The sequence below is a fragment of the Mucilaginibacter pocheonensis genome, from assembly GCF_031456535.1.
GTDB lineage: Bacteria > Bacteroidota > Bacteroidia > Sphingobacteriales > Sphingobacteriaceae > Mucilaginibacter > Mucilaginibacter pocheonensis.
On record NZ_JAVDUU010000002.1, the window covers coordinates 1468394 to 1494207 of the forward strand.

Here is a 25814-nt window from a genome sequence, read left to right on the forward strand (position 1 = left end):
TCTACTTGACGTTTGGTAAGAATATTTACTTATAATATTATTATAAGTGTGTTGTTCATTTTGGCATTTAGCGGGCTGGGGAGTGTTTATGCACAACAACGGGTTTCGGGTGCTAAAAGAGATACGACACACACAGGCACACCCGTTAATTTAGCCGAACCGAAAAATGTAAGGGCGAGGGAAGGTATTTTTGACCCTGACCCGCCTAACATGGTACGCACTATTGAATATGACGCGGCCTCAAACAGATATATATTATACGAACGCGTTGGTAATTTATTATACCGCCCGCCGCAATACCTAACCTTTGCGCAGTACCTCAAATTAAAAAGCAAAAGTGACCAGCGGACCTACTATAAACAGCTGGCCGATAATTACGCTTATGATTCGCAGCAACCCGGCTTTATTCCGGCTATAAAAGTACGCAGCCGTACCTTTGAACAAATATTTGGCGGCCAAACAATTGATATCAGGCCACAGGGTTCGGCCGAAATGATATTGGCCGGTCAGATAAACAAAAACCAAAACCCGTTATTCAATACCAGGCAACGCAGCCAGTTCAATTTTAATTTTGACCAAAAAATACAGCTTAACGTAACCGGAAATGTAGGTGATAAATTAAAAATAACTACCAATTATAATACCGACGCCCAGTTTCAGTTTGAAAACCAGATCAAGCTTGATTATACCGGGTCGCCAGACGAGATCATCCAAAAGGTGGAGGCCGGTACCGTAAGCATGCCCTTAAATACCACGCTTATTACGGGCAGCCAGGCGCTGTTTGGTATAAAAACCAAGCTAAAGTTTGGCCGGCTTGATGTAACCAGTATTTTATCGCAGCAGCGTTCGCAATCAAAAACCATTACCATAACCAATGGCGCCCAGCAGGGCGAGTTTAGGGTAACCCCGGCAGATTATGAGGCCAACAGGCACTTTTTTTTATCACAGTATTTTCGCGATAATTATAACAAGGCGCTGTCCCGTATCCCCATTATCAGCTCTAATGTCAATATCACCAAAATTGAAGTATGGACAACAAACCGTACAAACGTAACCACCGATTCCAGGGATATACTGGCCTTTCTTGATCTGGGCGAAAATAATCCGTATAACAAAACACGGATACAGGGCGGGCCGGGTTTCAGCGCGTTGCCGGCCGGTTTTAAAGGCCCAGGTTTTGCGCAGCAATCAAACTCATTGTTAAATAATCTGCCGGCCGACTCCCGTTTAACCAACTCCAACGCGGTAGCCAACTATTTTCAAAGCACCGGTAGCACTGATAACTATTCAAAACTTACCTATGCCCGCAAGCTTACCGATAAGGAGTTTACCCTGCACCCGCAATTGGGGTATATATCGCTCAACTATCCCTTAAATAATGACGAAGTATTGGCGGTGGCCTATCAATATACCGTAAACGGGGTACAATACCAGGTTGGGGAATTTAGCAGCGATGTGGCGGTTGATGCAAATAAAGCAAACGTATTATATGTAAAGTTGCTGAAGAACGAATTGCTGAAAACCAATTTGCCGTCATGGGACCTCATGATGAAAAACATCTACTCGCTGGGGGCCTTCCAGATAAGCCCTACTGATTTTAAACTAACCGTTACCAGGCTTGATGATAAATCAGGTATCGAAAAAACGGTAATGGAAGAGGGGCAGAATACCAAAGGTAAACTATGGCTCCAGATTACGGGGCTTGATAACCTGAACCAGCAAAATGACCATCAGCCCGACGGCTATTTTGATTTTTTAGAGGGCGTGACCATCGACTCGCAGAACGGGCGCATCGTATTCCCGGTGCTGGAACCCTTTGGGTCTGACCTGGCCAAAAAATTTGTGCCGGGCGAGCAGGACCTTATTAAACGCTACGTTTACCAGCCTTTATATGATTCAACCAAAACCATAGCGCAGCAGTATTTTCCGGGGCTTAACCGGTTTGTGATCAAAGGAACCTACACTTCAACGGGAGGATCGGAGTACCAGTTAAACGCGGTTAATATTCCGCAGGGCTCGGTAAACGTTACCGCTGGCTCAGTAAAGCTAACAGAGGGTAATGATTATACGGTTGATTATAACGCGGGCCGCATCCGGATACTTAACCAGGCTTTACTGTCTTCGGGGCAGCCCATTACCGTTAAGCTCGAGAACAATGAGTTGTTTGGCGTTCAGCAAAAATCATTATACGGCTCAAGATTTGATTATCACGTTAATGACAAGCTCAATTTGGGCGGTACCATTATGCACCTTACCGAGCAGCCTATTACCCAGAACGAGGTGGCCGGCGACGAATCCATATCAAATACCATATGGGGTTTTGATGCAAACTACAGCTCAGATTCAAGACTGCTTACCCGGCTGGTTGATAAAATTCCGTTTATACATACCAAAGCGCCGTCATCAATCAATTTTTCGGGCGAGTTTGCGCAATTGTTACCGGGCAGCCCCGGCGCCCTCAATTTTGCCGGGTCAAAAAACGGTACCTCCTATCTTGATGATTTTGAAAACAGCCAATCAGTAATAGACGTAAAAAGCGCCAACAGCTGGCAAATATCCGGCACGCCGCAGCTCTTTCCCGAATCGGCAGCATCAAATGACCTCAGCTATGGCTATAACCGCGCCCGGCTGGCGTTTTACAATATCGACCCTATATTTTATACCAACCTGGGCAACATCCCCGTTTCGCGGGCCGAGCTGTCCAATCATTATGTAAGACAGGTAATTGAGCAGGAAGTATTTCCCTATAAACAGTCATCAACCGGGCAGCAGCTGAGTTTGGCCACGCTTAATATGGCGTTTTATCCAACGGTGCGCGGCCCTTACAACTATGCAACAACCGGCATTAATAATGATGGTACGCTGCAAAACCCAAAATCGCGCTGGGGAGGTATGTTCAGGAAACTGGAAACCAATGATTTTGAATCGCTCAACGTTGCCTATATTGAATTTTGGGTACTTGATCCTTTTATATATAAACCAAATTCAGCCGGCGGCGATCTGTATTTTAACCTGGGCAGCGTATCTGAAGATATATTAAGGGACGGGCGTAAGAGCCTTGAAAACAGCTTGCCTGTTAACGGCGACCAAACGCAGGTGGATGAAACCAACTGGGGCAGGGTATCAAAGCTGCAGCCGGTGATCAACGCTTTTGACAACAACCCCGATTCGCGTAAACTGCAGGACGTAGGTTTGGATGGGTTGAACGATGTGGGCGAAAAAGCCAAATTTGCGCCTGTTGTACAGCAGGTAAATGGCCAGCTGAACGCGCAGGCAGCCGCCAGCTTTGACGCCGATCCATCTTCTGATGATTATCAATATTACCAGGGACAGGCGCTGGATCAGGCAAGGGCGGGTATTTTGGACAGGTACAGTAAATACAATGGTACCGACGGCAACTCAAAAACCGCCGAGCAATCACAGGCCGAACTGGGGATCCAAAACTCGGCATCTACATCATTACCCGATGGCGAGGATATTAACCGCGACAATAATATGAGCCAGGAAGATTCATACTTTCAGTATAAAGTATCTGTGCGCCCCGGTGATATGATAGTTGGCCAAAATTACATCAGCGATAAGCTTACCGCTTCGGTTAAGCTGGCCAATGGTACAACGCAACAGGTTAACTGGTACCAGTTTAGGATACCAATAACTGATTACCAGGGCAAAGCAGGCAACATCCAGGATTTTAAGGCCATCAGGTTTATGCGGATGTTCATGACAAATTTTGCCGATACCGCCATACTGCGTTTTGCTACCCTGCAACTGGTACGCGGCGAGTGGCGTACCTTTAATATTGAAAAGAACCCGCTTAATGTTATTGCCGATCCTGCTATCCAGAACCCACCGCTTGATAATTCAACACTTGATGTTCAGGCTGTAAATATTGAGCAGAATGGTAACCGCACGCCCATACCGTATGTAGTGCCGCCGGGCATAAACCGCCAGCGCAATTATAATAACCTGCAAACCGATACCAAGCTAAATGAGCAATCGCTCTCATTAACTGTAAAAGGCCTGCGCGATGGGTATTCAAGGGCCGCTTTTAAAACTTTTTACAACGATCTGCGCTCTTACAAACGCCTGCAGGTTTTTATACATGCCGAAGGCGACCAGCTCAAGGATAATGATCTTAACGCGTTTGTGCGCCTGGGGGTTGATTATCAGGATAATTATTATGAGTTTCAGGTGCCCTTAAAAGTTACGCAGCCTGGCACCCGCGATCCTGACGCCATATGGCCGGCTGTTAACGCTATTGACCTGGAGCTTGACCTGCTTACCCGCGCAAAACTTAAACGCAACCACTCCAACGTGCCTTATACCGATGTGTTTAAATATGTAGAAGGCGACAAAGTGGTATACATTAAAGGTCAGCCCGATTTGAGCCGCCTGCGCACCATTATGCTGGGCGTACGCAACCCTTTTAAGGGCAGTTCGCAGGCAATTGCCGACGATGGTTTGGATAAAAGCGGTATTGTTTGGTTTGACGAGATGCGTTTAACAGACTTTGACCAGCGGGGCGGCTGGGCGGCAACAGCCAGGTTTGATGCTAAACTTGCCGATTTTGCCGATGTTACTTTATCAGGCACCAAAACTACGATTGGGTTTGGCACGCTTGATTCGCGGTTGAACGACAGGAGCCGCAGCGATGATCAAACTTATGACCTATCGGCCAACCTGGAACTCGGTAAGTTCTTTCCGGATAAAAGCGGTATCCACATACCGGCTTATATCAACCTGTCATCGCAAAAAAGCATGCCCCAGTATGACCCCGGTTCGCCCGATGTGGAGTTAAAAGCATCCCTTGCCGCCGCAACCAGCAGCCAGGAGCGCGATTCTATAAGAAACGCCGCCGTTGATTATACCATACGCAGAAGCTACAACTTTACCAACGTGCACAAAGCCAAAACGGATCCTAACGCGCCGAGCCATATATGGGATGTTGAAAACCTGAACGCGAGTTACGCCTATACGGAATATACCCATCATGATTTTGTGACCCAGAGCGACCTGGAAAAAACATACAACCTTACCCTGGCATATAATTACACCAACCAGCCCAAATATTACAGTCCGTTTGCTAAGATCATAAAAAGTAATTTACTGGCACTGTTCCGTGATATTAATTTCAGCATACTGCCTTCGCGGTTAAACTTCAGCATCAACTTTAACCGTTTTTATTCGGAGAATACGCTGCGCGATAATGACCCCAATAATTTTATACCCATACCCACAACTACCTTCAATAAATATTTTAACATTACCAGGGTTTACGGTATAGGGTGGAATTTGTCAAAATCATTGCAGCTGGATATTGATGCCACCAATTTATCGGTGGTTGATGAGCCCGCGGGCCGCATTAACGGGTTAAAACGCGATACCCTTTGGGATAACCTTAAAAAGCTTGGCCGTACCACCAACTATAACCACACCTTAAACCTTAATTATAACGTACCCATAGGTAAAATACCGGGTATGGACTGGGCTGCCGTTATTGCCCGGTACAGCGCCCACTTTAACTGGCAAACCCAGCCGCTGTTTGCCATAAATGACCCCACCTATGATGTGGGCAACAGCATACAAAATTCAAGGGCCATACAAATAAACCCCACGTTGAATATGGTTGCCCTTTACAATAAATTTCCGTTTATACGTAAGGCCAACAACCCGAACACCAAGGGCAGCGGCGGCAAGTTCCTGTTGGGGCTGCTAACCAGTGTTAAAAACCTTAGCGCAACCTATACCCGAACCGAGGGCACGTTTTTGCCGGGGTATCTGCCGGGGTCGGGCTTTTTTGGATCAAATGCGGGAGCTCCGGGTTTAGGGTTCCTGCTGGGCAGCCAAACTGATATACGGGCAAAGGCGGTAGCCAACGGCTGGATAACCACCGATACCCTGCAAAACCAGTTGTATGTAACCACCCTTAATGAAGATATGCATTTCAGGGGGATACTGGAGCCATTTAAGGATTTGCGCATTGAGCTTTTAGCCTTTAAAACACAGGACCATAACTACCAGGCAAATTTTAAATACCTGGCCACAACCAATAGTATTGAAACCCTGAGCCCTGTAACTACGGGTAACTACAGCATATCTTTTTTAACTATTGGTACCGCGTTTAAAAAAACAGGGGGGGGAAATAACACATCGCCCGTTTACCAGAAACTTTTAGAGAACCGTACCGTTATATCGCAAAAACTGGGGGCGCTCAATCCAAATTCTACAGGCAGTGTTGACGGTTATGCCGACGGTTATGGACCAAACTCGCAGAATGTGTTGGTGCCGGCCTTTTTAGCGGCGTATACCGGTAAAAAAGCCTCGGCCAGCAATCTCAACCAGTTTCCGGTTATTCCTATACCCAACTGGCAGATCACTTATAACGGTTTAAGCAAAATATCCTTTTTTCAGGGCCTTTTTGATTCATTTGACCTGAGCCACGGATACCGCTCATCCTATAACGTAAACGGGTTTACCTCGCTGCTTCAATATCAGGAAGCCAACGGAGCCGCCAGTTCAAGGGATTTGAACAATGACTTTTTGCCGCTATATCAGTTTTCGCAGGTAACTATATTTGAGCAGTTTGTACCACTGCTGGGTGCAAGCATCAGGTTCAAGAACAGCATGACCACCAATGTAGAGTACCGGCAAAGCCGTTCATTGAGTTTGAGCCTGCTCAACAGTCAGCTGGCACAGCAAAATGAGCGGATAATTGTTTTTGGTTTTGGCTATCATACCAAAAACTTCCATTTCCCGTTTGGCTGGTTCAGCGGGCCAGGTAAGGATAATGATGTTAATTTTAAACTTGACTTTTCCCTGCGCGATAATAAGACATTGATATATCGCGCCGATGTGGAAGCAGCCGAAATATCGTCGGGTGCACAAAACATCACCATGCGCCCGTCAATTGATTATGTGATCAACCAGCGCTTTAACCTCAACCTGTTTTACGATTCAAATATCACCCGGCCCTATACTTCACAAACATTTAACACCGCATTTACTAATTTTGGCATCAACCTCAAATTGTTGCTTCAATAAGTGTTAAATTGATACGTTTTTGATCGTTATTGTGATTTAAAGCAACACTTTTCTACCGTTTTTGCTGCTCTTTTTGGCGCTTGCGTTCAGCTTTTCGTTTTTTGCGTTCGGCTTTTTTAACAAGCCTATCCTCTTTGTTTTTTTGATGTTCCTGGATACGGTCTTTGGTTTCCTTTTGCTTTTTGGCATCAAGGCCTACGCATGGTTTTATGCCCTCCAGCAGCGTCTTCCACATTGTTTTAAAAAAAGGCGAATCCTTAGGCCGCGGATAAATAACGTTTGCCGAGCGTGCCGGTTCGCTATCCGAATCAGGGTTGTTATGCTTGATAACAAACAGGTTAGCAAACATTGACATTAGCGAGCGCTTTTTTAACCGGTCATTCGCGGTATCAGCCTGGAATATGTTCACTTTGAGGTCATTATATAAAAAGCCTACTTTGCCCTTAAATACCTTGCTATTGGCCTGAATATCAAAGTTTAACTGTTTAACTGTGCCCGAGGTGGCTTTAACCATAGCCAGGGGCATTATAGCCGGGTTAAGCACCTCCAGACTCATTGGCCCCAGGCTTCCTTTATAGGTAAACGCGGCATTTTTATCAGTTAAATTGAAATTAAATTGTACATCCAGCCGGCCGCGGTTCATAAAATAAGTAGTGAGCTTTACCAAGGTATTATTATTTTTAGCTATTGCAGCATCATTGGTAGTAATATTATAAAAATGACCGCTGGTATTATTAAAAGTAACAGTGCCTGTTTTCTGCGATTTTTTATTGAACTCAGAATATTCAACGTTAATGTGGTGTACATGTAAAGTATCGATATGAAGATCCATATTGATCTTGTGTATCATGATGTTAGGGAAGGTAATTACCTTATCAATAGCCGGGTTTTTTATTTTATTTGGATTATTAAACACGCTGATATCGCCGCTGTTCAATACCAGGCTTGACGCCGTTAACCTGCGGTATTTATGATAACTTAAAAAATCAAAATTGTTAAGTTGCAGTGTATCAATGTTTAACCCAAAACGGTCATGCGTGCTTTTGTCAAAAAACACACCTGTTTTTGCCGGTTCAAGCTGCAGGCCCTCCACATTTAACTGCGATTTTAGCGTGGAAAGTTTAAGATATTTAATTCTATAAGTATAAAGGCCGCTTGGCGTTTTGCCGGTATAATTATTCAGTTCGGTAATAATATCCTTGCAATAAAGCAGGCGCGACCTGTCAGTTTGTGTTGCCGAGTCAATGAGCAGGTCGGTTGCATTCAGGTTCATCTCCTTTAATTCGGATATAGCCACTTTGTTGCCCGAATAGTCTTTATATTTAAATTTTACATCGTTAAAATAGATGTGGCCTATACGGATGGATTTGAGGCTTTTAGAGATCCTTTGCCAGGCTGTGCGGTGATCTTTTACAACGGTATCCCTGGTATGGTTAAGCTGATAACTGATCTTTACTTCAGGTTCATTTAAAACTACCGACCCGATATTTAGCTTACGCCTGAAATATAATCCAAACGGATGTATATGTTGTAATATCAGCCGTTTCACATGCAGCTCAACCAGGTTGTTTGGTGCCAGGTGTTGTTTCTTTTTTTGATTATAAACATTGGTGTCAGGCTTTAGGGTAATGTTGTAAAGCACTATTTTTCCTTGCAGTATATGCAGTTCGGCATCAGAAAAATCAACTTTGTACAAACTATCGCTGCTGTTTAAAACAACATCGTGTACTTTACTGGCTAAAATGGGCGACCAATATCGGTTTGCAATTAAAGCCAGGATTAAAATTACTATAACGGGCAGAAACACAAATTTAAATACTACTTTTTGCCACCTGTGCTTTAAAAACTTAAGCTCCATTTACGGTTTTCTTTTAAGGTCTTATCGTATTGTTTTTATTAACGTTTCATAATCATTTGGTGATACTTAAAAGTATCTTAAATAATTAGGTATGTTAGGGGACTTCGGATATAAAAGCGTTTGCTGCCATAAATTGTTTAAGGTTAGGAATATAACAATAAAACTTCGATTTTGTTAAATGCTGCCAATATGTCATTCGGGTATTTAAATTTTATGTATTTTTGCAAACTAATTTTTAATGAATGATGGATTTGGTTATTCCGGATAAAACTCATGATGAGAACAGACAGGGCGAAGCTTTGGTTTTAGAGCCTGTAGTCGGTAAAAACAACGGCCGTAAACTTTATATTGAAAGTTATGGTTGCGCCATGAATTTTTCTGACAGTGAGATAGTTGCATCAATTTTATCGGAACAGGGTTTTGAAACCACCGCCGATTTTAACGGGGCCGATGTTATTTTTATAAATACCTGCTCCATTCGCGAAAACGCGGAGCAGCGCGTGCGTAACCGCCTAAAGGAATTTACGGTTGCTAAAGTAAAGAATCCCGGATTGGTGGTTGGTGTGCTGGGTTGTATGGCCGAGCGTTTAAAATCAAAGTTTTTAGAAGAAGAAAAACTGGTTGATGTAGTAGTTGGGCCTGATGCTTACCGTAACCTGCCCGAACTGATTGACCAGGTAGATAGCGGCCAGAAAGCGGTTAACGTATTATTGTCGCGCGAGGAAACTTACGCCGATATAAGCCCCGTGCGTTTAAATAGCAATGGCATTAACGCGTTTGTGTCCATTATGCGGGGATGCGATAATATGTGCTCATTTTGCGTGGTGCCATTTACCCGGGGCCGGGAGCGCAGCCGCGATCCGCGATCAATAATTGCTGAATGTACCGATCTGTTTAACAAAGGCTACCGTGAGGTTACCTTGCTTGGGCAGAATGTGGATTCATATAAATGGAAATCCATTTCTGCTCCTTCCGAAGGGGAGGACGCTGAAAAGCAGGCTGATGAACTGGGTGTAGACGGGGTTAACTTTGCTGATTTATTAGAACTGGTTGCTCTCATCAGTCCTGATCTGCGGGTTCGTTTTTCAACCTCGCATCCTAAGGATATTACTGATGATGTGCTGTACACCATTAACAAGTACGAGAATATCTGCAACTATATCCATCTGCCGGTACAATCAGGTAACAGCCGGATATTGGATATGATGAACCGTACCTATGACAGGGAATGGTATATTAATAGGATTGACGCCATTCGCCGCATTATTCCCGACTGTGCTATATCAACCGACGTGATCACCGGTTTTTGTACCGAAACCGACGAGGAACATAATGACACCGTGAGCATGATGGATTATGTGAAGTATGATTTTGCTTATATGTTCAAATATAGCGAGAGGCCGGGTACTTTAGCAGCAAAACGTTATGCTGATGATATTCCGGAGGAAGTAAAGCAAAAACGCTTACAACAAATTGTGGCCAAGCAGCAGGAATATTCGTTTTACCGTATGCAGGCGCGTATAGGCAAGGTTGAAAAAGTACTTATTGAAGGTTATTCAAAAAAATCTGACCAGGATTATTGCGGCCGCAGCGATCAAAACGCCATGGTTATATTCCCGGTAGATGAAAATTACAAGCCAGGGCAATATGTAAATGTGCTGATAGAACGCAGTACATCAGCTACATTGATTGGCAGGGTTATCCCGCAAACTACCTAAGGTAAGTTATGTCCTGAGTTTAATTCAGGTTAACGCATTTGAGGGTATAATAATAAATTTAAATTTAAAACACTCCCCCTTTAGGGGGCTGGGGGGTTCATGGAAATACAAGAAATAAAACAACGCTTCGGTATCATCGGCAACTCGCCTTTGCTTAACCGGGCTATAAATATTGCAAATCAGGTATCGCCTACAGACATTTCGGTATTAATTACCGGCGAAAGTGGTAGTGGCAAGGAAGTGTTTTCGCACATTATACACCAGATGAGCCCGCGTAAGCATGGGCCGTTTATTGCTGTTAACTGCGGGGCCATTCCCGAAGGTACCATTGATTCAGAATTATTCGGGCACGAAAAGGGCGCCTATACCGGCGCCGTTGGTGAGCGCAAGGGATATTTTGAAACCGTAAATGGCGGTACTATATTTTTGGACGAAATTGCCGAGATGCCGCTGGGCACACAAGCCCGTTTGCTGCGTGTGCTTGAATCGGGCCAGTATATTAAGGTGGGTTCGTCAAAGGTCGAAAAAACAAACGTGCGTGTTATTGCAGCTACTAACGTTGACGTTTACGAAGCTGTAAAAAACGGTAAATTCAGGGAAGACCTTTATTACCGCTTAAATACAGTGCCGCTAAAAATACCACCACTGCGCGATAGGAAGGAAGATATTTATCTGCTGTTCAGAAAATTTACATCAGATTTTACCGATAAATACCGTACGCCGCCTTTTCAGCTTGATGAAGAGGCACAGCAGGTATTAATTAATTATTCGTGGCCCGGAAACGTAAGGCAGCTTAAAAATATGGCCGAGCAACTGGCTGTACTGGAACGTGATCGCATCATTACCGCCCAAACCCTGCTTACCTACATTCCGCACGAAGTGAGTGGCCGCAATTTGCCCATGCGCCTGGATAATCAGCACAAAGATGATTTTTCGGAACGCGACATTTTGTATAAAGTGCTGTTTGATATGAAGCGCGATATGGTTGAATTGAAAAAACTGGTAGCGGATATTATTGAACACGGCGGTGTAGCGGCTAATTATAGCAATCATTCCCAAACAATTAACCAGTTGTACCGTGACATTGAATTGCCCGGGAGCCCTGAAACGCAATTTACTTTGCAACAGCCCGTTAATACGGTTAATAACAACAGCAATACTAATGTCGACTCGTACAATATAACGCACGAGGCAGAGGAAGTTGAAGAATCACTATCGCTGATTGAAAAAGAATCGGACCTGATACGTAAGGCGTTAAAAAAACATAAGGGAAAACGTAAGCTGGCAGCTAACGAACTGGGTATATCAGAACGGACTTTATACCGTAAAATAAAAGAATTAAACTTATAAACTAAATGAAAAAATTATTGGGGCTTATTATTGTTAGTTCGTTAAGTTTAATGTTATCTTCGTGTTATACCCTTAAAAATTCGTCAATTCCGCCCGGCCTGAAAACTATTGATGTGCAGTTTTTTGAAAATAACGCGCCGCTTGTAGTTAATAATCTGAGCCAAACCTTTACCGAAGCTTTAAAAAACAGGATACGTACTCAAAGCCGTTTAAGTATTACCCGTAATGAAAGTGATGCTACCATGTCGGGCAGTATTGTGGGTTATTCTATAGCTCCGGTTTCAATTGAGGCCGTAGCCAATAACGTAGCTCCAATAGCCGATGCGAACAGGCTAACTATAACGGTAAGGGTGAAATTCGTTTTTGATGCTGCCAAAACAGAAGCTGATAAAAAAATTAGTTTTGAACAAACTTTTACCAATTATGAGGATTTTAGGGGCGACATTGCGGCACAGGAGCAAAACCTGATACAGCGAATTGTAAGTAAGTTAACGGAAGATATTTTTAATAAGGCCTTTTCTAATTGGTAGGCAATTTGTACTTTCAACCACGTGAATCAAGATTTGAATAACAGGCAGAACGAAATATTATCAGAATTGTTGGTCAATCCGGCCAACTCAGGCCAGCAGTACCGCATCGAATTGCAGCAGCTGGTTAATGAATTTCCGCAAAGTGGTATACTTCGCGCTATGCTTGTACGTGCAAATTCGGGCAGCGGGCTAAAACAGGCCACCGCTTATTTTGATCCGCGCCTGTTATACAAACTTATTAATGATGCCGATAGCTTGCAGGCGGTAACCCCATCACAAATTGCCGGGCATCCTAATGAAGAAACCAAAAACTACTATCAGGATGCCGGATTTTCATCAGGCGAAAATTATTTTAGCATAGACACCGAATCCGAAACTATTTTAACAACCTATGCAGCAGAGCCTGTAATTGACCATGAAGTTAATATAGAGGAGCCCCAGGTAATAAATGAAACCGTAACAGCAGATGCCGCCAGCATAGATGAAGAAATACTGTTTGCCGAATTGGAACAAGAACCGGCTGCTGCAGAACCCGAAGTTGCTTCTGATACTGCAGTAACAAGCAATGATGATAATGAACTGGCAACCGTTGCTAACGCCGAAGAACCTGTACGCGAAAACCAAAATATAGATGAGCCTTTAACTTTGGCACCACAGGGAGAGGATATTGAGGATGAGGTATATGACGAAATTGTAGGCATTGAGAATATCAATATCTCGGGTTCGGCCGCAGAGGCAAAGGCGGAAACGCCTGCTGCCGACGAGAAAGGCCCGATCAATGAGCCTGGTGTAAATATCGGGTCTGAAGACTGGATCATAGGCAGCATTGCCGGCAGTGATTACTTCATGTTTGATAACTCGGCGATTGATCAAAAGAATAAAGAAGAGGTTAAAGCAGAAGAAATAACCACACCAGTATCTGAAGTGGTTAACGCAAACGAAGAGCGCACGAATGCCGATACAGAGGGCCAGCATGATGTTTCAAAGTATAATGACGAAAAAATGCCTTATACTTTTATGTGGTGGCTTGATAAAACCCGTAAAGAACATGCGGCAATTTATCAGCCTTACTCAGACACATTGACATCTGCCGCCGTGCAACGGACGCCTGCAACTGAGCCGGAAGGACAAACGGCCGACGAGCTTCAGCAGCAATATATCGAAAACATTTTCCATGTACGGTCATTGGAGGAGCTTGAAAAGACACCACAGGCTGACGTTCCCGAAATAAAACGCAAAGAAGATATTATTATTGAAAGGTTTATACAGGAAGAGCCCCAGATACGGCCGCCGGCCATGGATAAGCTTGATAACGAAAACAAAGCCAAAAAAAGCGCGGAAGACAGGAACGACCTGGTAAGCGAAACACTGGCCCAAATATATGCCGATCAAATGCTTTATCATAAGGCAATAGCTACATATAAAAAATTGATGTTGAAATTCCCGGAAAAAAGCCGTTACTTTGCAAGCCAAATTGAACAGTTAGAAAAGAAAACCAGTTAATATAAAGAAATGTATTTAGTTTTAATTATCCTTGCCATTATCGTTTGCATCTTTTTAGGGCTTATCGTATTGATCCAAAACCCTAAGGGTGGAGGCTTGGCTTCAAATTTTTCAAGCTCATCACAGTTAATGGGTGTGCAAAAAACAGGCGATTTTTTAGAAAAAGGCACCTGGGTACTGGCCATCGGTTTAATGGTATTATCCCTGGCAATTAATGTTGCCGTAAAAGGTGGTGCAACAAAAAGCGACAATCCTGCCCTGAACGATCAGATTGAAAAAGCTTCAAAACCAACAACACCGGCTGCTGCACCGCTGAGCTTACCTGCTACGCCTCCTGCAAGCAAACCTGCTGATAAACCAGCTAAATAATTAAAGATAAAAAAGACTTAAAAAAGGCTTTGGGTAATTCCAGAGCCTTTTTTTGTACATATAGCTCAACCGATCCTGTAAGGAAAACCGGATGCCTTGCCTGCTGATGAAGTTACCGGTGTAGTGGCTACATGGCGCGCGTTTGCTACCCCGCCTATGGTTTAACATTGGTAAAGAGAGGAAATCAGTTGATATTAAACAACAGTTTGTGAACAAGCCTCCCCAAAATTGTTCTGGTACGTTATCAGATAATACCAATAAAACAGTCCTTGTTTTGCCCATTTGGGTAACTGACATGATGGCACTGGCAGATTAAAATATTGTTAAGCCTGAAATTAAAAATAACCTTTAGCTGACATTACAACAGTTTTTGCTGTCAATAAATGACATGGTGTTTGCTTGGCATAATTGATGAGGAATTGCAGTCGAAACTTAAATAAATAAACAGATATAACTATGTCATTAAACATTAAACCAATCGGAGACAGGGTTGTGGTGGAAGCTGCAGCTGCCGAAGAGAAGACCGCTTCGGGAATTATTATCCCGGATACCGCTAAAGAAAAACCTCAGCGTGGAACTATTGTTGCCGTAGGCGACGGTAAGGTAGATGAGCCTTTAACTGTAAAAGTTGGTGACCAGGTTTTATATGGAAAATACGCAGGTACCGAAATTACATATGAAGGTAAAGAATACTTAATTATGCGCGAATCTGATATTTACGCGGTACTGTAAACTTTGTTGAAATGTTGCAAGGTTTAAAAGTTTTAAAGTTGCTTTAAGCCCTGCATAAAATTGTGATGAATAACATTACAACATTCAAACTTTAAAACATTAAAAAACAAAAAGTAAAAGAAAATGGCAAAACAAGTTAAATACAATGTTGAAGCACGTGACGCTCTGAAACGCGGTGTTGATATTTTAGCTAATGCAGTTAAAGTAACATTGGGCCCTAAAGGTCGTAACGTTATTATCGATAAAAAATTTGGTTCACCGGCAATTACAAAAGACGGTGTAACTGTAGCTAAAGAGATCGAATTAAAAGATGCTTTAGAAAACATGGGCGCACAAATGGTTAAAGAAGTTGCATCAAAAACTGCTGATATAGCAGGTGATGGTACTACTACTGCAACTGTACTGGCCCAGGCTATTGTTACTGCTGGTATTAAAAACGTAGCAGCCGGTGCTAATCCAATGGATTTGAAACGTGGTATTGATAAAGCTGTTTCAGCTGTTGTTGAAAACTTAAAATCACAGTCACAAACTGTTGGTGAAGACAATAACAAAATAAAACAAGTAGCTTCAATTTCTGCCAATAACGACGAAATTATCGGTGCGTTAATTGCCGAGGCTATGGAAAAAGTTGGTAAAGATGGTGTAATTACCGTTGAAGAAGCAAAAGGTACTGAAACTGAAGTTAAAACTGTTGAAGGTATGCAGTTTGACCGTGGTTACCTTTCTCCTTACTTTGTTACCAACGCTGATAAAATGGAAGCTGAGTTAGAAAATCCTTACATCCTGATCTATGATAAAAAGATCTCATCGATGAAAGAATTGCTTCCAATCCTTGAAAAACAAGTACAAACCGGCAAACCATTATTAATTATAGCCGAAGATCTTGACGGCGAAGCTTTGGCTACGCTGGTAGTTAACAAGATCCGTGGTTCGTTAAAAGTAGCTGCTGTTAAAGCTCCTGGCTTTGGCGACCGCAGAAAAGCCATGTTAGAGGATATCGCTATCCTTACTGGTGGTACATTAATTTCTGAGGAAAGAGGTTATAAATTAGAGAATGCCGACCTTTCATACTTAGGTACAGCTGAAAAGATCATCATTGATAAAGATAACACTACTATCATCAACGGTGCAGGTTCTGCCGACGAAATTAAAGGCCGTGTAAGCCAGATCAAATCTCAGATCGAATCAACTACATCTGATTATGACCGCGAAAAATTGCAGGAACGTTTAGCCAAATTATCAGGCGGTGTTGCTGTATTATACGTAGGTGCTGCAACTGAGGTTGAAATGAAAGAGAAAAAAGACCGTGTTGATGATGCATTACATGCAACCCGCGCGGCTGTTGAAGAAGGTATTGTTGCAGGTGGTGGCGTTGCCTTCATCCGCGCGGTAGCTGCTTTAACTGACCTTAAAGGTGATAACGAAGATGAAAACACTGGTATCCAGATCATCCGTCGTGCCATCGAAGAGCCTTTACGTCAAATTTGCGAAAACGCAGGTATCGAAGGTTCAATCGTTGTGCAAAAGGTTAAAGAAGGCACTGCCGACTTTGGTTACAATGCACGTACCGATAAATACGAAAACCTGATTGGTGCAGGCGTTATCGATCCAACTAAGGTTGGTCGTGTAGCTTTGGAAAACGCAGCTTCAATTGCAGCTATGTTGTTAACAACAGAAGTTGTTTTGGCTGATGATCCTGAAGATGAAAAAGGCGCAGGTGCTCCTCCAATGGGTGGCGGCATGGGCGGCATGATGTAATCTTGCCTTATCCCCGATAAGGGATAAAAATATAATATACAAATCCCTGTCTGGTTTTCCAGACAGGGATTTTGTTTTATAAACCACTTATGGTCATTGGAAGGTAAATGGACAGTCATTTATTAATCATTTGATTAATTTTTAATATTTACTGTAGCGCTATTGTTTAGTTTTGCGTAACAATTACAAAGGTTAAGCTGCTTAGGCATAGCATTTGAATACAAGTTATTATCATGAAACGCATTGCTCAAAAAACAAAATTAGTGCACAGTACCATAGTCGATTGGTTACTGATCAAAGGCCCTGAGCTGTTTATTGCTATTTACGGTAAATAATTAATTTTTAACTTTGCTTTCAGTTTATGAAAGTAGAAGAGTTTTATTCAGATTTCCACAAATGGCTTGTTGAACACGGTCCAAAATATATAGGTGGAATAATCATATTTTTTGTTGGTCTTTGGTTGATTCGGTTTTTACGGACACGCCTCCGCAACCGGATGATAAAACGAGGTATCCACTCATCATTGCAACCCTTTTTTTTAAGTTTAACCATTACCGCGCTTTATGTACTGCTGGTAATTTGGGTAATGAACTTTATTGGTTGGGAGATGTCCATCTTCACTACCATTATAGGGGCATTCAGTGTGGCGGCGGGTTTGGCGTTGTCTGGTACATTTCAAAACTTTGCAGGGGGAGTGCTTATACTTTTGCTAAAACCCTTTGAGCTTAATGACAGCATATTGGCACAGGGGCAGGATGGCAAGGTAACATCTATACAAATGTTTTATACCGTTTTACTCACTGCCGACAACAAAACGGTTATCATCCCCAATGGTAAGCTGTTTAACGAGGTTATAGTTAATGTAACGCGCGAAGGCAAGCGACGCCTTGATTTTGAAGTAAAAGTAGCCTACGCCAATGATATTGAAGTGGTAAAAACAGTTTTGCAGAAGGCCATTGATACAACCGATAACTTACTTAAAAATCCCGCATCGCGTATTGGTGTAAGCAGCCTTGAGATAGATTCTGTAAGGTTTTTGGTAAATGTGTGGGTTAACCCCAGTAATTTTTTAACAGCCAAAATAGCCCTGCAGGAAAAGATCATAAAAGACCTTGCCGCCGCCGGGGTTGCTTTTCCTAAAGCAGGGTAATGTAAATACGAAAGGACAACAGTTGTTGCAGCTGCTAAATCTTTTGCTTGGACTTAATTTCAAGGTAGCGGTTAATGGTATTTACAGTTAAATTTTGCGGTGCGCTCAAAATAGATTGAATGCCATGTTTTGCCAGCTCTTTAACAATGAGCCTTTTATCGTACGCGAACTTTTCGGCAATGGTTTTTATATAAATGCCTTCAACATCGGCGGCGGGTTGTTCACTCAGTTTTTTAAGCTCGGTATTTTCAAAGAACACAACCAGCAGCAGGTGGTATTTAGCAATCCTTTTAAGAAAAGGCAGCTGCCGGTTCAGGGCGTTCAAACTTTCGTAATTGGTGAAAAAAACCACCAGGCTTCGTTGCTTCACTACTTTGCGTACGGTGCTGTAAAGCAATTCCATGTTGGTTTCCAGGTAGCGCGTTTTTTCTTTATATAGTACTTCCAGTATCTTATTCAGGTGCGCGGGACGCCTGTCGGCCGGTACTATAGCTCCCGGTTTTTCAGACATAGTGATCAGCCCCGCTTTATCTTCTTTTAGTAAAGCCACGTTTGATAATACCAGCGAGGCGTTTATGGCGTAATCAAGCAAACTTAATCCGTCAAAGGGCATTTTCATGGCCCGCGATTTATCAATTATACAATATACGTGCTGTGATTTTTCGTCGGTATATGAGTTTACCATCAAGCTACCCTGCCGGGCAGAGGCTTTCCAGTTTATGGTACGATAGTCATCGCCCTGTACGTAGGTTTTTACCTGTTCAAACTCAAGGCTGTGCCCAATACGGCGTATTTTTTTTATGCCGATATCAGTTAACCTGTTTGAAATAGCCATTAGCTCATATTTGCGCATCTGCAAAAAAGAGGGGTATACCGGCAGTGTTTCGGCCTGGCTAAAATTATAGCGGCGCCTAACCAGCCCCAAGGGTGATTTAACATAAACCCTGATGTCGCCAAATTCATATTCTCCGCGCCGGGTAGGGCGCAGTGTGTAGTTAATTAACTTACGCTCGCGCGGTTTTAAGCTGGTTTTAAACCAAATGTCGCGTTTCTGAAACTGAAAGGGGATTTCATCAATAATACCAACGCTTATACCAAACGTATACCAGTTTTCAATATACACACCCAACTCATTATTGTCACTATTGCTCAGCCGCTCGGGCGCATGCCGTTTGGCAAATACCCCCTTAGATGTTTGATAAAGCATGAATATGTCGATAACAAACAATATCATCAGCACCCAAAATACCAGCTCAGGGATAACGCCCATCCAGGGGAAAAAGAACGACAGTAAAAACAATACCGCGCTGCCGGTTAACCCGGCAAATAAGCGGTTGGTTAAAAAAAGGTTCTTATAAAACAGGTCGATAATATTTTTCACACGACTATATTATCGGGGTACTTCAATTTTCTGTATAATTTGCGCCACCACATCATCAGGGCTCACACCTTCCATTTCCTTATCAGGGGTAAGCATAATGCGGTGCCTTAAAACCGGCGCGGCTACATATATAATATCATCCGGGGTAACAAAATCGCGCCCTTTAATGGCGGCCATGGCTTTGGCCGCATTGATCAAGGCCAGTGACGCCCGGGGCGAGCCACCCAGGAACAGTGATTTATGATTACGGGTTTCATAAATTATTTTAGCGGTAAACTCCAGTAATTTAGTCTCAACATGCAGCGCCCTTACCTGCTGGCGTAATGCAATAACATCGGCTGCCGATAAAACCGGCTCAATGTGGCTCAGTTGGTCGGCTGTTTTTTGCTGGTGCTGCTGGGTTATAATAGCTATTTCTTCCTCAAGCGATGGGTATTTGATCTCTACTTTAAATAAAAACCGGTCTAACTGAGCTTCGGGCAAGCGGTAAGTACCTTCGTGCTCAACCGGGTTTTGAGTGGCCAGTACGGTAAACGGTTCCTGCATTTTATAGGTGTGCCCGTCAATAGTAACCTGGCGCTCTTCCATCACCTCAAACAAAGCCGATTGTGTTTTTGCCGGTGCGCGGTTAATCTCATCTATGAGTATAACATTACCAAAAATTGGCCCCTGTTTAAACTCAAACTCAGTGCTCTTAGGGTTAAATACCGATGTGCCCAATATATCCGAAGGCATCAGGTCGGGAGTAAATTGTATACGCGAGTAACGGGCTTCAATCGCCTTTGAAATAAGCTTGGCCGTAAGAGTTTTAGCCACACCTGGTACGCCCTCTATCAGTATATGCCCATCGGCCAGTATCCCGGCTATCAGCAGATCGATAGATTCCTGCTGCCCTACAATAATTTTGGCAAGCGTGTATTTTATTTGATCAACCGCTGTACTGAGCTTGCTCAGATCGGTTCTTTTTTCAAAGTTCTCATTTTCCATTATATCCGGTTTGGCTGTAAAATTTTTCTATAAGTTTATTGAGCTGTATTAATTCCATATCAGTTACACGTTGCTGAACGCTGATAAAACTGATGACATTTATAAGTGAGGCTGCAAATTTGCTGTCGATACCTGTTTTCTGTGATAGTTTATCCACAAATTCCTGATCAAGGTTGCTGGTCTTTAACCGGTAATGGTCTCTCAGGTGTGCTAACAAATAGATCACTTTTTTATGAGCGATGTTGGCATTATTACGTTTTTCATAATAAACCTGACCAACAACGGTAACAAAGTTTAATGTAGAGTTTTGCAATGGTTCAATAACCGGGATAATCCGCTGGCGGCGTTTCATTTCATAAATTATAAAAACCACCATGCCCACTAAACTTATGTAGTATGACCATTGTAAAGCCCGATTGCTAAAAAATACCCGCAACGGCGATATATCTTCGGGTATATCGCCGTTTTGAAATTGGTCCCAGTAAATGTATTTAGCGTTCGGCAGGTATGATAATGCTTTCGCCGCATAATCAGCTCCCTGTTTGGTTAGCAGGCTGTAGTTGGTAAAAACAGCCGGAGTGGTACATAAGTATAAGTTACCCCTGCCAAACTTATAGCTTAAAAATGTGCAGTGTTCCGCGTAGTTTTTACCTATAACTGTAGCCCTGGCGGTATCAAGTTCAGAAAAATACTGGTTGGCAATGTCGCGGTTAAATACATAATTAACCGGTGCTTTTAGCTGATGGTTGATGAAGTTAAGCGAAACATTCCTTTTCGCGTACTCGGCCCGCGTAACAATTTTTAGCGAGTCGGCAATATAGCCCTGCCATTCAAATGCCGACATAAACACCGAATTGCCCGCTTTGATATATTTGAGCATCTCACCAAAATCAAACTTGTTGAGCTTTATACTTTTAGCTATAATTATATAGTTGCCTTGCTGCAAGCTGTCATTATGGAAAACATTGTAAACAGATTTATTGGTATTTATAACCCGCGCCCCGGGGTATAATTGATTGAGCTGGTGATATAAAATATAGGTTCCAAAAGGGATCTTATCATTACGGTACAGGGTAGATTGCCAGTTTACCGGACTTGGCTTATTATATTGTGCAACCACGTAACCTATAAGTAGCAGGCTGGCAATAGTGATGTAGATCTTAAAGTCTTTCATGCTATGCTCTTTTTAAAGTCCTGGAACAATGTGTTTATATTTTTAAACACAGCGGCATCAATAATAAATTCGCCGTACCAAACATATTCAAACTGCAGGGTTAATGTTTTAAAAACCTTGCGTTGCTCGGTATTGTTAAGCTCATTAATATAGGTGCTGTTTGTTTTATCAATTTGCCATTTTATTAAATCGGCATCGCTTAGCTGTTTAAGGCACCTTAAATAAAGCATTCTTACTGCAAGGCGGTAATTGTGCTGCGCTATTGCCTTTTCTATCTCAGCATCAAAGTTTATTTCATGAATGTTTTCTAATGATTCAGAATAAGGCACCTCAGCCTGCATAGACCGGCGTCTGAAAATATGAAGCATATCTATCCCGGCCAGCTTAAACACCAACAAAACTATGGCTGCCAGGCCCGCCGCTATAAAAATATATTTTATAATATAAATCAAAACCCGCATAAACGGACCCGGATCATGCTTGCCAAAGTTTATGGGCTTAAACAGGCCCCAGAACCAGTGCCAGAAACGGATCCACCAGGAAGGCGTGGTTTCAACATCGTCATTATATTGAAACTCGGGCATCTTGCGGTATGCAGTTATTGCCGCGCTGTCCAGCTGCCGCACGGTTACCCGTGTACTATCCATTTTAAGCACCAACGGCAAATGTTTTGCCGGTTTGGCCGGAACGGTTCCGGTACCCGCATGAACAGATAACGCGAAGATAATAGTACAGAACAGGCGCAGCATCATCAATATTCTTCGGCAGGTAAATCGGTATCAGGAGTAGTAGTACCAAGTTTGCTTATTTTATCCATTAAGCTGGTGCCGTCTTTACTTTCGGTTAAATTAAAATAACACAGGCTTAGTGCAACAATTGGTATCATTAAAAATACCAGGGAAAGCTGCTGAACCCCCGCGGTAATTACAGCGCCAGGTACCGAAAGTACTGCTTTGTTAGGGTGTGTAATCAGGCTTATGATATTAAGGATGCTTGTTGGCAATACGATGATCCCCCGGCATACAGAAAAAATTATCCAAACTACTACCATCACACCAAATGTTGCCCACCAGTTTTCCTTGATCAGAAAAAAGCAACGGTTAAAAGCGTAACTAAAGCTGGTGTTTTCAATGATCATGATAGGCAGTACAAGTGCAAAGATTGGGGCAAGATACAAACCGGGTATTATGCAAAATACAAAGCCTATTACCAACAATAAATGCAACAGTATGGAGCTGCCCAATATTTTAAGATAATAGTATTTAATATAACCCCACATCTCTTCGGTAGTGGGCACCGCTTTATCTTTTTCTTTATACAGGGCGATGTAGCTTAAAATAGTTACCTCGATGGTAATAACACTTAAAAACGCAAAAGTAGAGGTCATGAAAAGTTCCGGACCAATAAAGCTAAAAAAGGACGGTTTGTACTCCATGTTATTATAAGTACCATTGCTGATGCTGTTCATGGTATTGGTTACTTTTAGCTGGTACATGCTTGCACTTATAACGCCTGCAATAACAAAAATGCCGCAAAAGATAAAAAAGTATTTGAGCAGGGGTTTTATATTCTGCTTCAAAAACAAAAAGGTGTCATTTATAATTTCGCCAAAATCGCGGACTTTGGCTAACTCAACTTTTGATTGCATGATAGGTTTGGTTGGTTTTATAAATTTTGTTAGGGTATATAATTACATACCATATAATAAAAACTAATGATGATGCTAAAATAGTAATACTGAGCCATACAGGCATCTCGGTATGCCGGGTTACAAAGCCTTCAAAAAAAGCCGCCACAATTAAAATAGGAATAATACCGATAGCCACCTTCATGCCGTCTTTTGCGCCTTTTTTTAGCGATACCATGCGCTTATAGGTTTTGGGGAACAACAAACTGTTCCCTAAAATAATACCGGCAGCGCCTGCTATAACGATTGATGAAATTTCTAACGTGCCATGTATCCAGATCACTAAAACAGATTTAATACCCAGGCCTTTGCTAAAGAAATAATACTGGAACGAGCCCAGCATTACCCCATTACGGAATAAATAATAAACGGAACCAACGGTGAATATAATGCCGCTTACAAATGTTATCAGTGAAACAAAAATGTTGTTGACGGCAATTCCAAAAAACATCAATGCTTCGCTACCTTGTTTGTACACGCCAAAAGGATCTCCTTTCATGATATTGGCATTGGTCATATCCACATAATCGTCGCCCATGATTAGCCTTACAAAGTTTTCATCATATTTTGCCGAGAGCGCGCCTATCAGGCAAAATACAGTAAAGAATAAAAAGGCGTAAAGCAGTTGCTTTTGATAGGTTTTAAACAGCAAGGGCAATTCGTATTTCCAGAAAGTTAAAAACCGGTTACTTTTCTCGCTTTTGTTTTTATAGATGGATTGATGCAAACCCGCGGCCAGTCCGTTTAAATATGCGATAGTTTTTGATTTTGGATAAAAGGTTTTGGCATAAGCGAGGTCATCGGTGATCTGGATAAAGCGGTCAGCAAGTTCATCAGGATCATCCGTTGGCGTTCGCTCAAAGCTGGTCCACTTTGAAGCATTCTGTTTTACAAAAAGCGGTTCCCGCATGAATTACCGTTTATTTAAATATTCTGTTAAAATAATTACAAAACATATATATATCAACAAAAAAAAGCATATTTAAACCTATTTATTTCAGGTATGCAAACTATTAGGGTAACCACCACACAAAATATTGATATTGATTACGAAGTGGCAGGTGTAGGCGAGCGCATAGTGGCCTATATTATTGATATGGGGCTTTTTGTGGCTGTAATTTTTGCGGCTTTAATCGGTATTGGCATCTCTGGAAGTATCAAAAGTACTAATGACATACTGATAGGTTTCATTTTTATAGCTTATGCAGCATTATATGTTTTTTATGACCTGATATGCGAAACCGCCATGAACGGACAAAGCGTTGGCAAGCGTATCATGAAAATAAAGGTAATAAGCCTTGACGGGTCCCGGCCACGGTTTGGGCAGTACCTCATGCGCTGGTTATTCCGGATAGTTGACTTTTTATTAAGCGGAGGGGTATGCGCGGTGATATGTGTAGCCGTATCAGATAAAGCTCAGCGCATTGGCGATATGGTTGCAGGCACTACCCTGATCAGAACAAGCCCGCGTACCAAAATGAATAACATTGCCTTTAAACCCGAGGCCGATAATTATCAGCCGGTTTTTGCAGCTGCGGCCAATTTAAATGAGAAAGATATTGAACTGATAAACGAGGTAATAAATAACTACATAAAAAGCCGTAACAGCGTATTGGTATACAATATGGCGCAGCGCATTAAAGAGCTTTTAGGCGTAACACCCCCGCCCGAAATGAACGACATGCTTTTTTTACAAACCATTATTAAGGATTACAGCCACATTATAGCTCAGGCCGATGTTTTGTAATGGGTGTATAATCCCCACACTTTGATACCGTAACTAACTAACACGATACTGCCGGTTATAATAAATAAGGTTTTTTTTACAACGAATTTAGAGGTATCCAGTTTTAAATATCCGTCGGCAATGCCGTATGTGAAAAATAACAATAGCGGAATAGCCGGAGGGTATAAAGAAAAGCTTTGGTGAACATTGCCCTGAATTAAGGCTATTACGGAACGCTGGAAACCACAGCCCGGACAATCAAGGCCGGTAAGATATTTGAAAGGACAGGGGATCAAATGATTTTGCAGCCAGTGGATAAAACCCGGCTGGCTGCAAAATAGTTGTAAAGTAATATAGTTTGGCAGCATTAAACCTGCGGTGGGTTGTTGTTAAAAGGGTCTTTATAATCGGTTGACGGATCAAACGGTTTATGACCTGCAAACCCGGCACCGGCAGGGCCTATATATTGATAGTTACCAAAACCCAACAGCGGGTAAAATATAAAGCCCAACAATATCAGGCCCACAGTAAAGCCTTCGCCCTGACCGAAACTTTTGCTTAATAAATTGATGGTCCAGATACCAAATATGATGTTTACGCACGGAATCAGAAATAAAATTATCCACCAAACAGGTTTACCCACAATTTCAAGCAATACAATGATATTGTAAATAGGAATAATTGATGCCCAGCCTGGTTTGCCTGCTTTTTCAAAAATTTTCCACATGCCAATAATGCAAATGATCCCGACAATTAGTGATGGGATCAGAAATGCACCAAATAAGGCACCGGTTAGCGCCGATTGAGAATCATAATTTTCCATTTTTTTTGGTTTAAGTAAGTGTTTTAG

Annotated in this window: 19 protein-coding genes; 10 read left to right on the forward strand and 9 right to left on the reverse strand. The window is 42.4% G+C overall.

All coding sequences use genetic code 11. The annotated features are described in order from the left end of the window. The first annotated feature begins 12 nt into the window (after positions 1 to 12). A complete protein-coding gene (sov, locus tag J2W55_RS13300; protein WP_310096432.1) occupies positions 13 to 7041 on the forward strand; it encodes a T9SS outer membrane translocon Sov/SprA in 7029 nt (2342 codons plus the stop codon). 52 nt (positions 7042 to 7093) lie between these two features. On the opposite strand, the gene J2W55_RS13305 is transcribed toward sov, so the two are convergent. Next, positions 7094 to 8899, reverse strand: a complete 1806-nt coding sequence (locus J2W55_RS13305) for a hypothetical protein (RefSeq protein WP_310096433.1) — start codon at positions 8897 to 8899, stop codon at positions 7094 to 7096. Between the two features lie 242 nt (positions 8900 to 9141). On the opposite strand from J2W55_RS13305, the gene miaB reads away from it, so the two are divergent. The 8 genes from miaB to J2W55_RS13345 all read left to right on the forward strand — a co-directional run bounded on the left by miaB (position 9142) and on the right by J2W55_RS13345 (position 18009). Continuing rightward, positions 9142 to 10617: a tRNA (N6-isopentenyl adenosine(37)-C2)-methylthiotransferase MiaB gene (gene miaB, locus J2W55_RS13310; RefSeq protein ID WP_310096434.1), complete on the forward strand. Its 1476-nt coding sequence runs from the start codon at positions 9142 to 9144 to the stop codon at positions 10615 to 10617. Between the two features lie 99 nt (positions 10618 to 10716). Further along, the gene (locus J2W55_RS13315; RefSeq protein ID WP_310096435.1) at positions 10717 to 11967 is read left to right on the forward strand and encodes a sigma-54 interaction domain-containing protein; all 1251 of its coding nucleotides are present in this window, start codon (positions 10717 to 10719) and stop codon (positions 11965 to 11967) included. A gap of 5 nt (positions 11968 to 11972) precedes the next feature. Further along, positions 11973 to 12497: an LptE family protein gene (locus J2W55_RS13320; RefSeq protein ID WP_310096436.1), complete on the forward strand. Its 525-nt coding sequence runs from the start codon at positions 11973 to 11975 to the stop codon at positions 12495 to 12497. 21 nt (positions 12498 to 12518) lie between these two features. Then, on the forward strand, positions 12519 to 14000 hold the full coding sequence (locus tag J2W55_RS13325; protein WP_310096437.1) for a hypothetical protein: 1482 nt from the start codon (positions 12519 to 12521) through the stop codon (positions 13998 to 14000). A gap of 9 nt (positions 14001 to 14009) precedes the next feature. Next, the gene (gene secG, locus J2W55_RS13330) at positions 14010 to 14369 is read left to right on the forward strand and encodes a preprotein translocase subunit SecG (protein WP_310096438.1); all 360 of its coding nucleotides are present in this window, start codon (positions 14010 to 14012) and stop codon (positions 14367 to 14369) included. 456 nt (positions 14370 to 14825) lie between these two features. Then, positions 14826 to 15101 carry a co-chaperone GroES gene (groES, locus tag J2W55_RS13335; RefSeq protein ID WP_076375713.1) on the forward strand — a complete coding sequence of 92 codons (276 nt, stop codon included), beginning with the start codon at positions 14826 to 14828 and terminating at the stop codon, positions 15099 to 15101. A gap of 123 nt (positions 15102 to 15224) precedes the next feature. Continuing rightward, the gene (gene groL, locus J2W55_RS13340) at positions 15225 to 16859 is read left to right on the forward strand and encodes a chaperonin GroEL (protein WP_310096439.1); all 1635 of its coding nucleotides are present in this window, start codon (positions 15225 to 15227) and stop codon (positions 16857 to 16859) included. A gap of 361 nt (positions 16860 to 17220) precedes the next feature. Then, positions 17221 to 18009: a mechanosensitive ion channel family protein gene (locus tag J2W55_RS13345; protein WP_310096440.1), complete on the forward strand. Its 789-nt coding sequence runs from the start codon at positions 17221 to 17223 to the stop codon at positions 18007 to 18009. Positions 18010 to 18043: 34 nt separating this feature from the next. Here J2W55_RS13345 and J2W55_RS13350 read toward each other — a convergent pair whose 3' ends face one another. Genes J2W55_RS13350 through J2W55_RS13375 form a run of 6 tightly spaced genes read right to left on the reverse strand, consistent with a single transcriptional unit; the run spans position 18044 to position 24148 of the window. Then, positions 18044 to 19390, reverse strand: a complete 1347-nt coding sequence (locus tag J2W55_RS13350; RefSeq protein WP_310096441.1) for a DUF58 domain-containing protein — start codon at positions 19388 to 19390, stop codon at positions 18044 to 18046. Between the two features lie 9 nt (positions 19391 to 19399). Next, a complete protein-coding gene (locus tag J2W55_RS13355; RefSeq protein WP_310096442.1) occupies positions 19400 to 20377 on the reverse strand; it encodes an AAA family ATPase in 978 nt (325 codons plus the stop codon). Further along, the gene (locus J2W55_RS13360; RefSeq protein ID WP_310096443.1) at positions 20367 to 21551 is read right to left on the reverse strand and encodes a DUF4350 domain-containing protein; all 1185 of its coding nucleotides are present in this window, start codon (positions 21549 to 21551) and stop codon (positions 20367 to 20369) included. The genes J2W55_RS13355 and J2W55_RS13360 overlap by 11 nt, the downstream gene beginning before the upstream one ends. After that, positions 21548 to 22303: a hypothetical protein gene (locus J2W55_RS13365; protein WP_310096444.1), complete on the reverse strand. Its 756-nt coding sequence runs from the start codon at positions 22301 to 22303 to the stop codon at positions 21548 to 21550. Before J2W55_RS13365 ends, J2W55_RS13360 begins: the two co-directional genes overlap by 4 nt. Next, the gene (locus tag J2W55_RS13370; protein WP_310096445.1) at positions 22303 to 23199 is read right to left on the reverse strand and encodes a glycerophosphodiester phosphodiesterase family protein; all 897 of its coding nucleotides are present in this window, start codon (positions 23197 to 23199) and stop codon (positions 22303 to 22305) included. Before J2W55_RS13370 ends, J2W55_RS13365 begins: the two co-directional genes overlap by 1 nt. After that, positions 23183 to 24148 carry a stage II sporulation protein M gene (locus J2W55_RS13375; RefSeq protein WP_310096446.1) on the reverse strand — a complete coding sequence of 322 codons (966 nt, stop codon included), beginning with the start codon at positions 24146 to 24148 and terminating at the stop codon, positions 23183 to 23185. The genes J2W55_RS13370 and J2W55_RS13375 overlap by 17 nt, the downstream gene beginning before the upstream one ends. Positions 24149 to 24241: 93 nt before the next feature. On the opposite strand from J2W55_RS13375, the gene J2W55_RS13380 reads away from it, so the two are divergent. Further along, complete coding sequence (locus J2W55_RS13380; protein ID WP_310096447.1) at positions 24242 to 24985, forward strand: RDD family protein; 744 nt, start codon at positions 24242 to 24244, stop codon at positions 24983 to 24985. Here the strand turns inward: J2W55_RS13380 and J2W55_RS13385 are convergent. Further along, the gene (locus tag J2W55_RS13385) at positions 24967 to 25332 is read right to left on the reverse strand and encodes a DUF2752 domain-containing protein (protein WP_310096448.1); all 366 of its coding nucleotides are present in this window, start codon (positions 25330 to 25332) and stop codon (positions 24967 to 24969) included. The two genes, J2W55_RS13380 and J2W55_RS13385, sit on opposite strands and share 19 nt — an antisense overlap. After that, positions 25332 to 25787, reverse strand: a complete 456-nt coding sequence (locus J2W55_RS13390) for a DUF5684 domain-containing protein (protein WP_310096449.1) — start codon at positions 25785 to 25787, stop codon at positions 25332 to 25334. Before J2W55_RS13390 ends, J2W55_RS13385 begins: the two co-directional genes overlap by 1 nt. Positions 25788 to 25814: the final 27 nt, after the last annotated feature.

Coding starts and splice junctions, on each gene's coding strand:
- J2W55_RS13345 (WP_310096440.1), top strand. CDS start 17,221: ATGAAAGTAGAAGAGTTTTATTCAGATTTCCACAAATGGCTTGTTGAA.
- J2W55_RS13385 (WP_310096448.1), bottom strand. CDS start 25,332: ATGCTGCCAAACTATATTACTTTACAACTATTTTGCAGCCAGCCGGGT.
- groES (WP_076375713.1), top strand. CDS start 14,826: ATGTCATTAAACATTAAACCAATCGGAGACAGGGTTGTGGTGGAAGCT.
- groL (WP_310096439.1), top strand. CDS start 15,225: ATGGCAAAACAAGTTAAATACAATGTTGAAGCACGTGACGCTCTGAAA.
- miaB (WP_310096434.1), top strand. CDS start 9,142: ATGATGGATTTGGTTATTCCGGATAAAACTCATGATGAGAACAGACAG.
- J2W55_RS13365 (WP_310096444.1), bottom strand. CDS start 22,303: ATGATGCTGCGCCTGTTCTGTACTATTATCTTCGCGTTATCTGTTCAT.
- J2W55_RS13370 (WP_310096445.1), bottom strand. CDS start 23,199: ATGCAATCAAAAGTTGAGTTAGCCAAAGTCCGCGATTTTGGCGAAATT.
- secG (WP_310096438.1), top strand. CDS start 14,010: ATGTATTTAGTTTTAATTATCCTTGCCATTATCGTTTGCATCTTTTTA.
- J2W55_RS13320 (WP_310096436.1), top strand. CDS start 11,973: ATGAAAAAATTATTGGGGCTTATTATTGTTAGTTCGTTAAGTTTAATG.
- J2W55_RS13375 (WP_310096446.1), bottom strand. CDS start 24,148: ATGCGGGAACCGCTTTTTGTAAAACAGAATGCTTCAAAGTGGACCAGC.
- J2W55_RS13305 (WP_310096433.1), bottom strand. CDS start 8,899: ATGGAGCTTAAGTTTTTAAAGCACAGGTGGCAAAAAGTAGTATTTAAA.
- J2W55_RS13360 (WP_310096443.1), bottom strand. CDS start 21,551: ATGAAAGACTTTAAGATCTACATCACTATTGCCAGCCTGCTACTTATA.
- J2W55_RS13355 (WP_310096442.1), bottom strand. CDS start 20,377: ATGGAAAATGAGAACTTTGAAAAAAGAACCGATCTGAGCAAGCTCAGT.
- J2W55_RS13315 (WP_310096435.1), top strand. CDS start 10,717: ATGGAAATACAAGAAATAAAACAACGCTTCGGTATCATCGGCAACTCG.
- J2W55_RS13390 (WP_310096449.1), bottom strand. CDS start 25,787: ATGGAAAATTATGATTCTCAATCGGCGCTAACCGGTGCCTTATTTGGT.
- J2W55_RS13380 (WP_310096447.1), top strand. CDS start 24,242: ATGCAAACTATTAGGGTAACCACCACACAAAATATTGATATTGATTAC.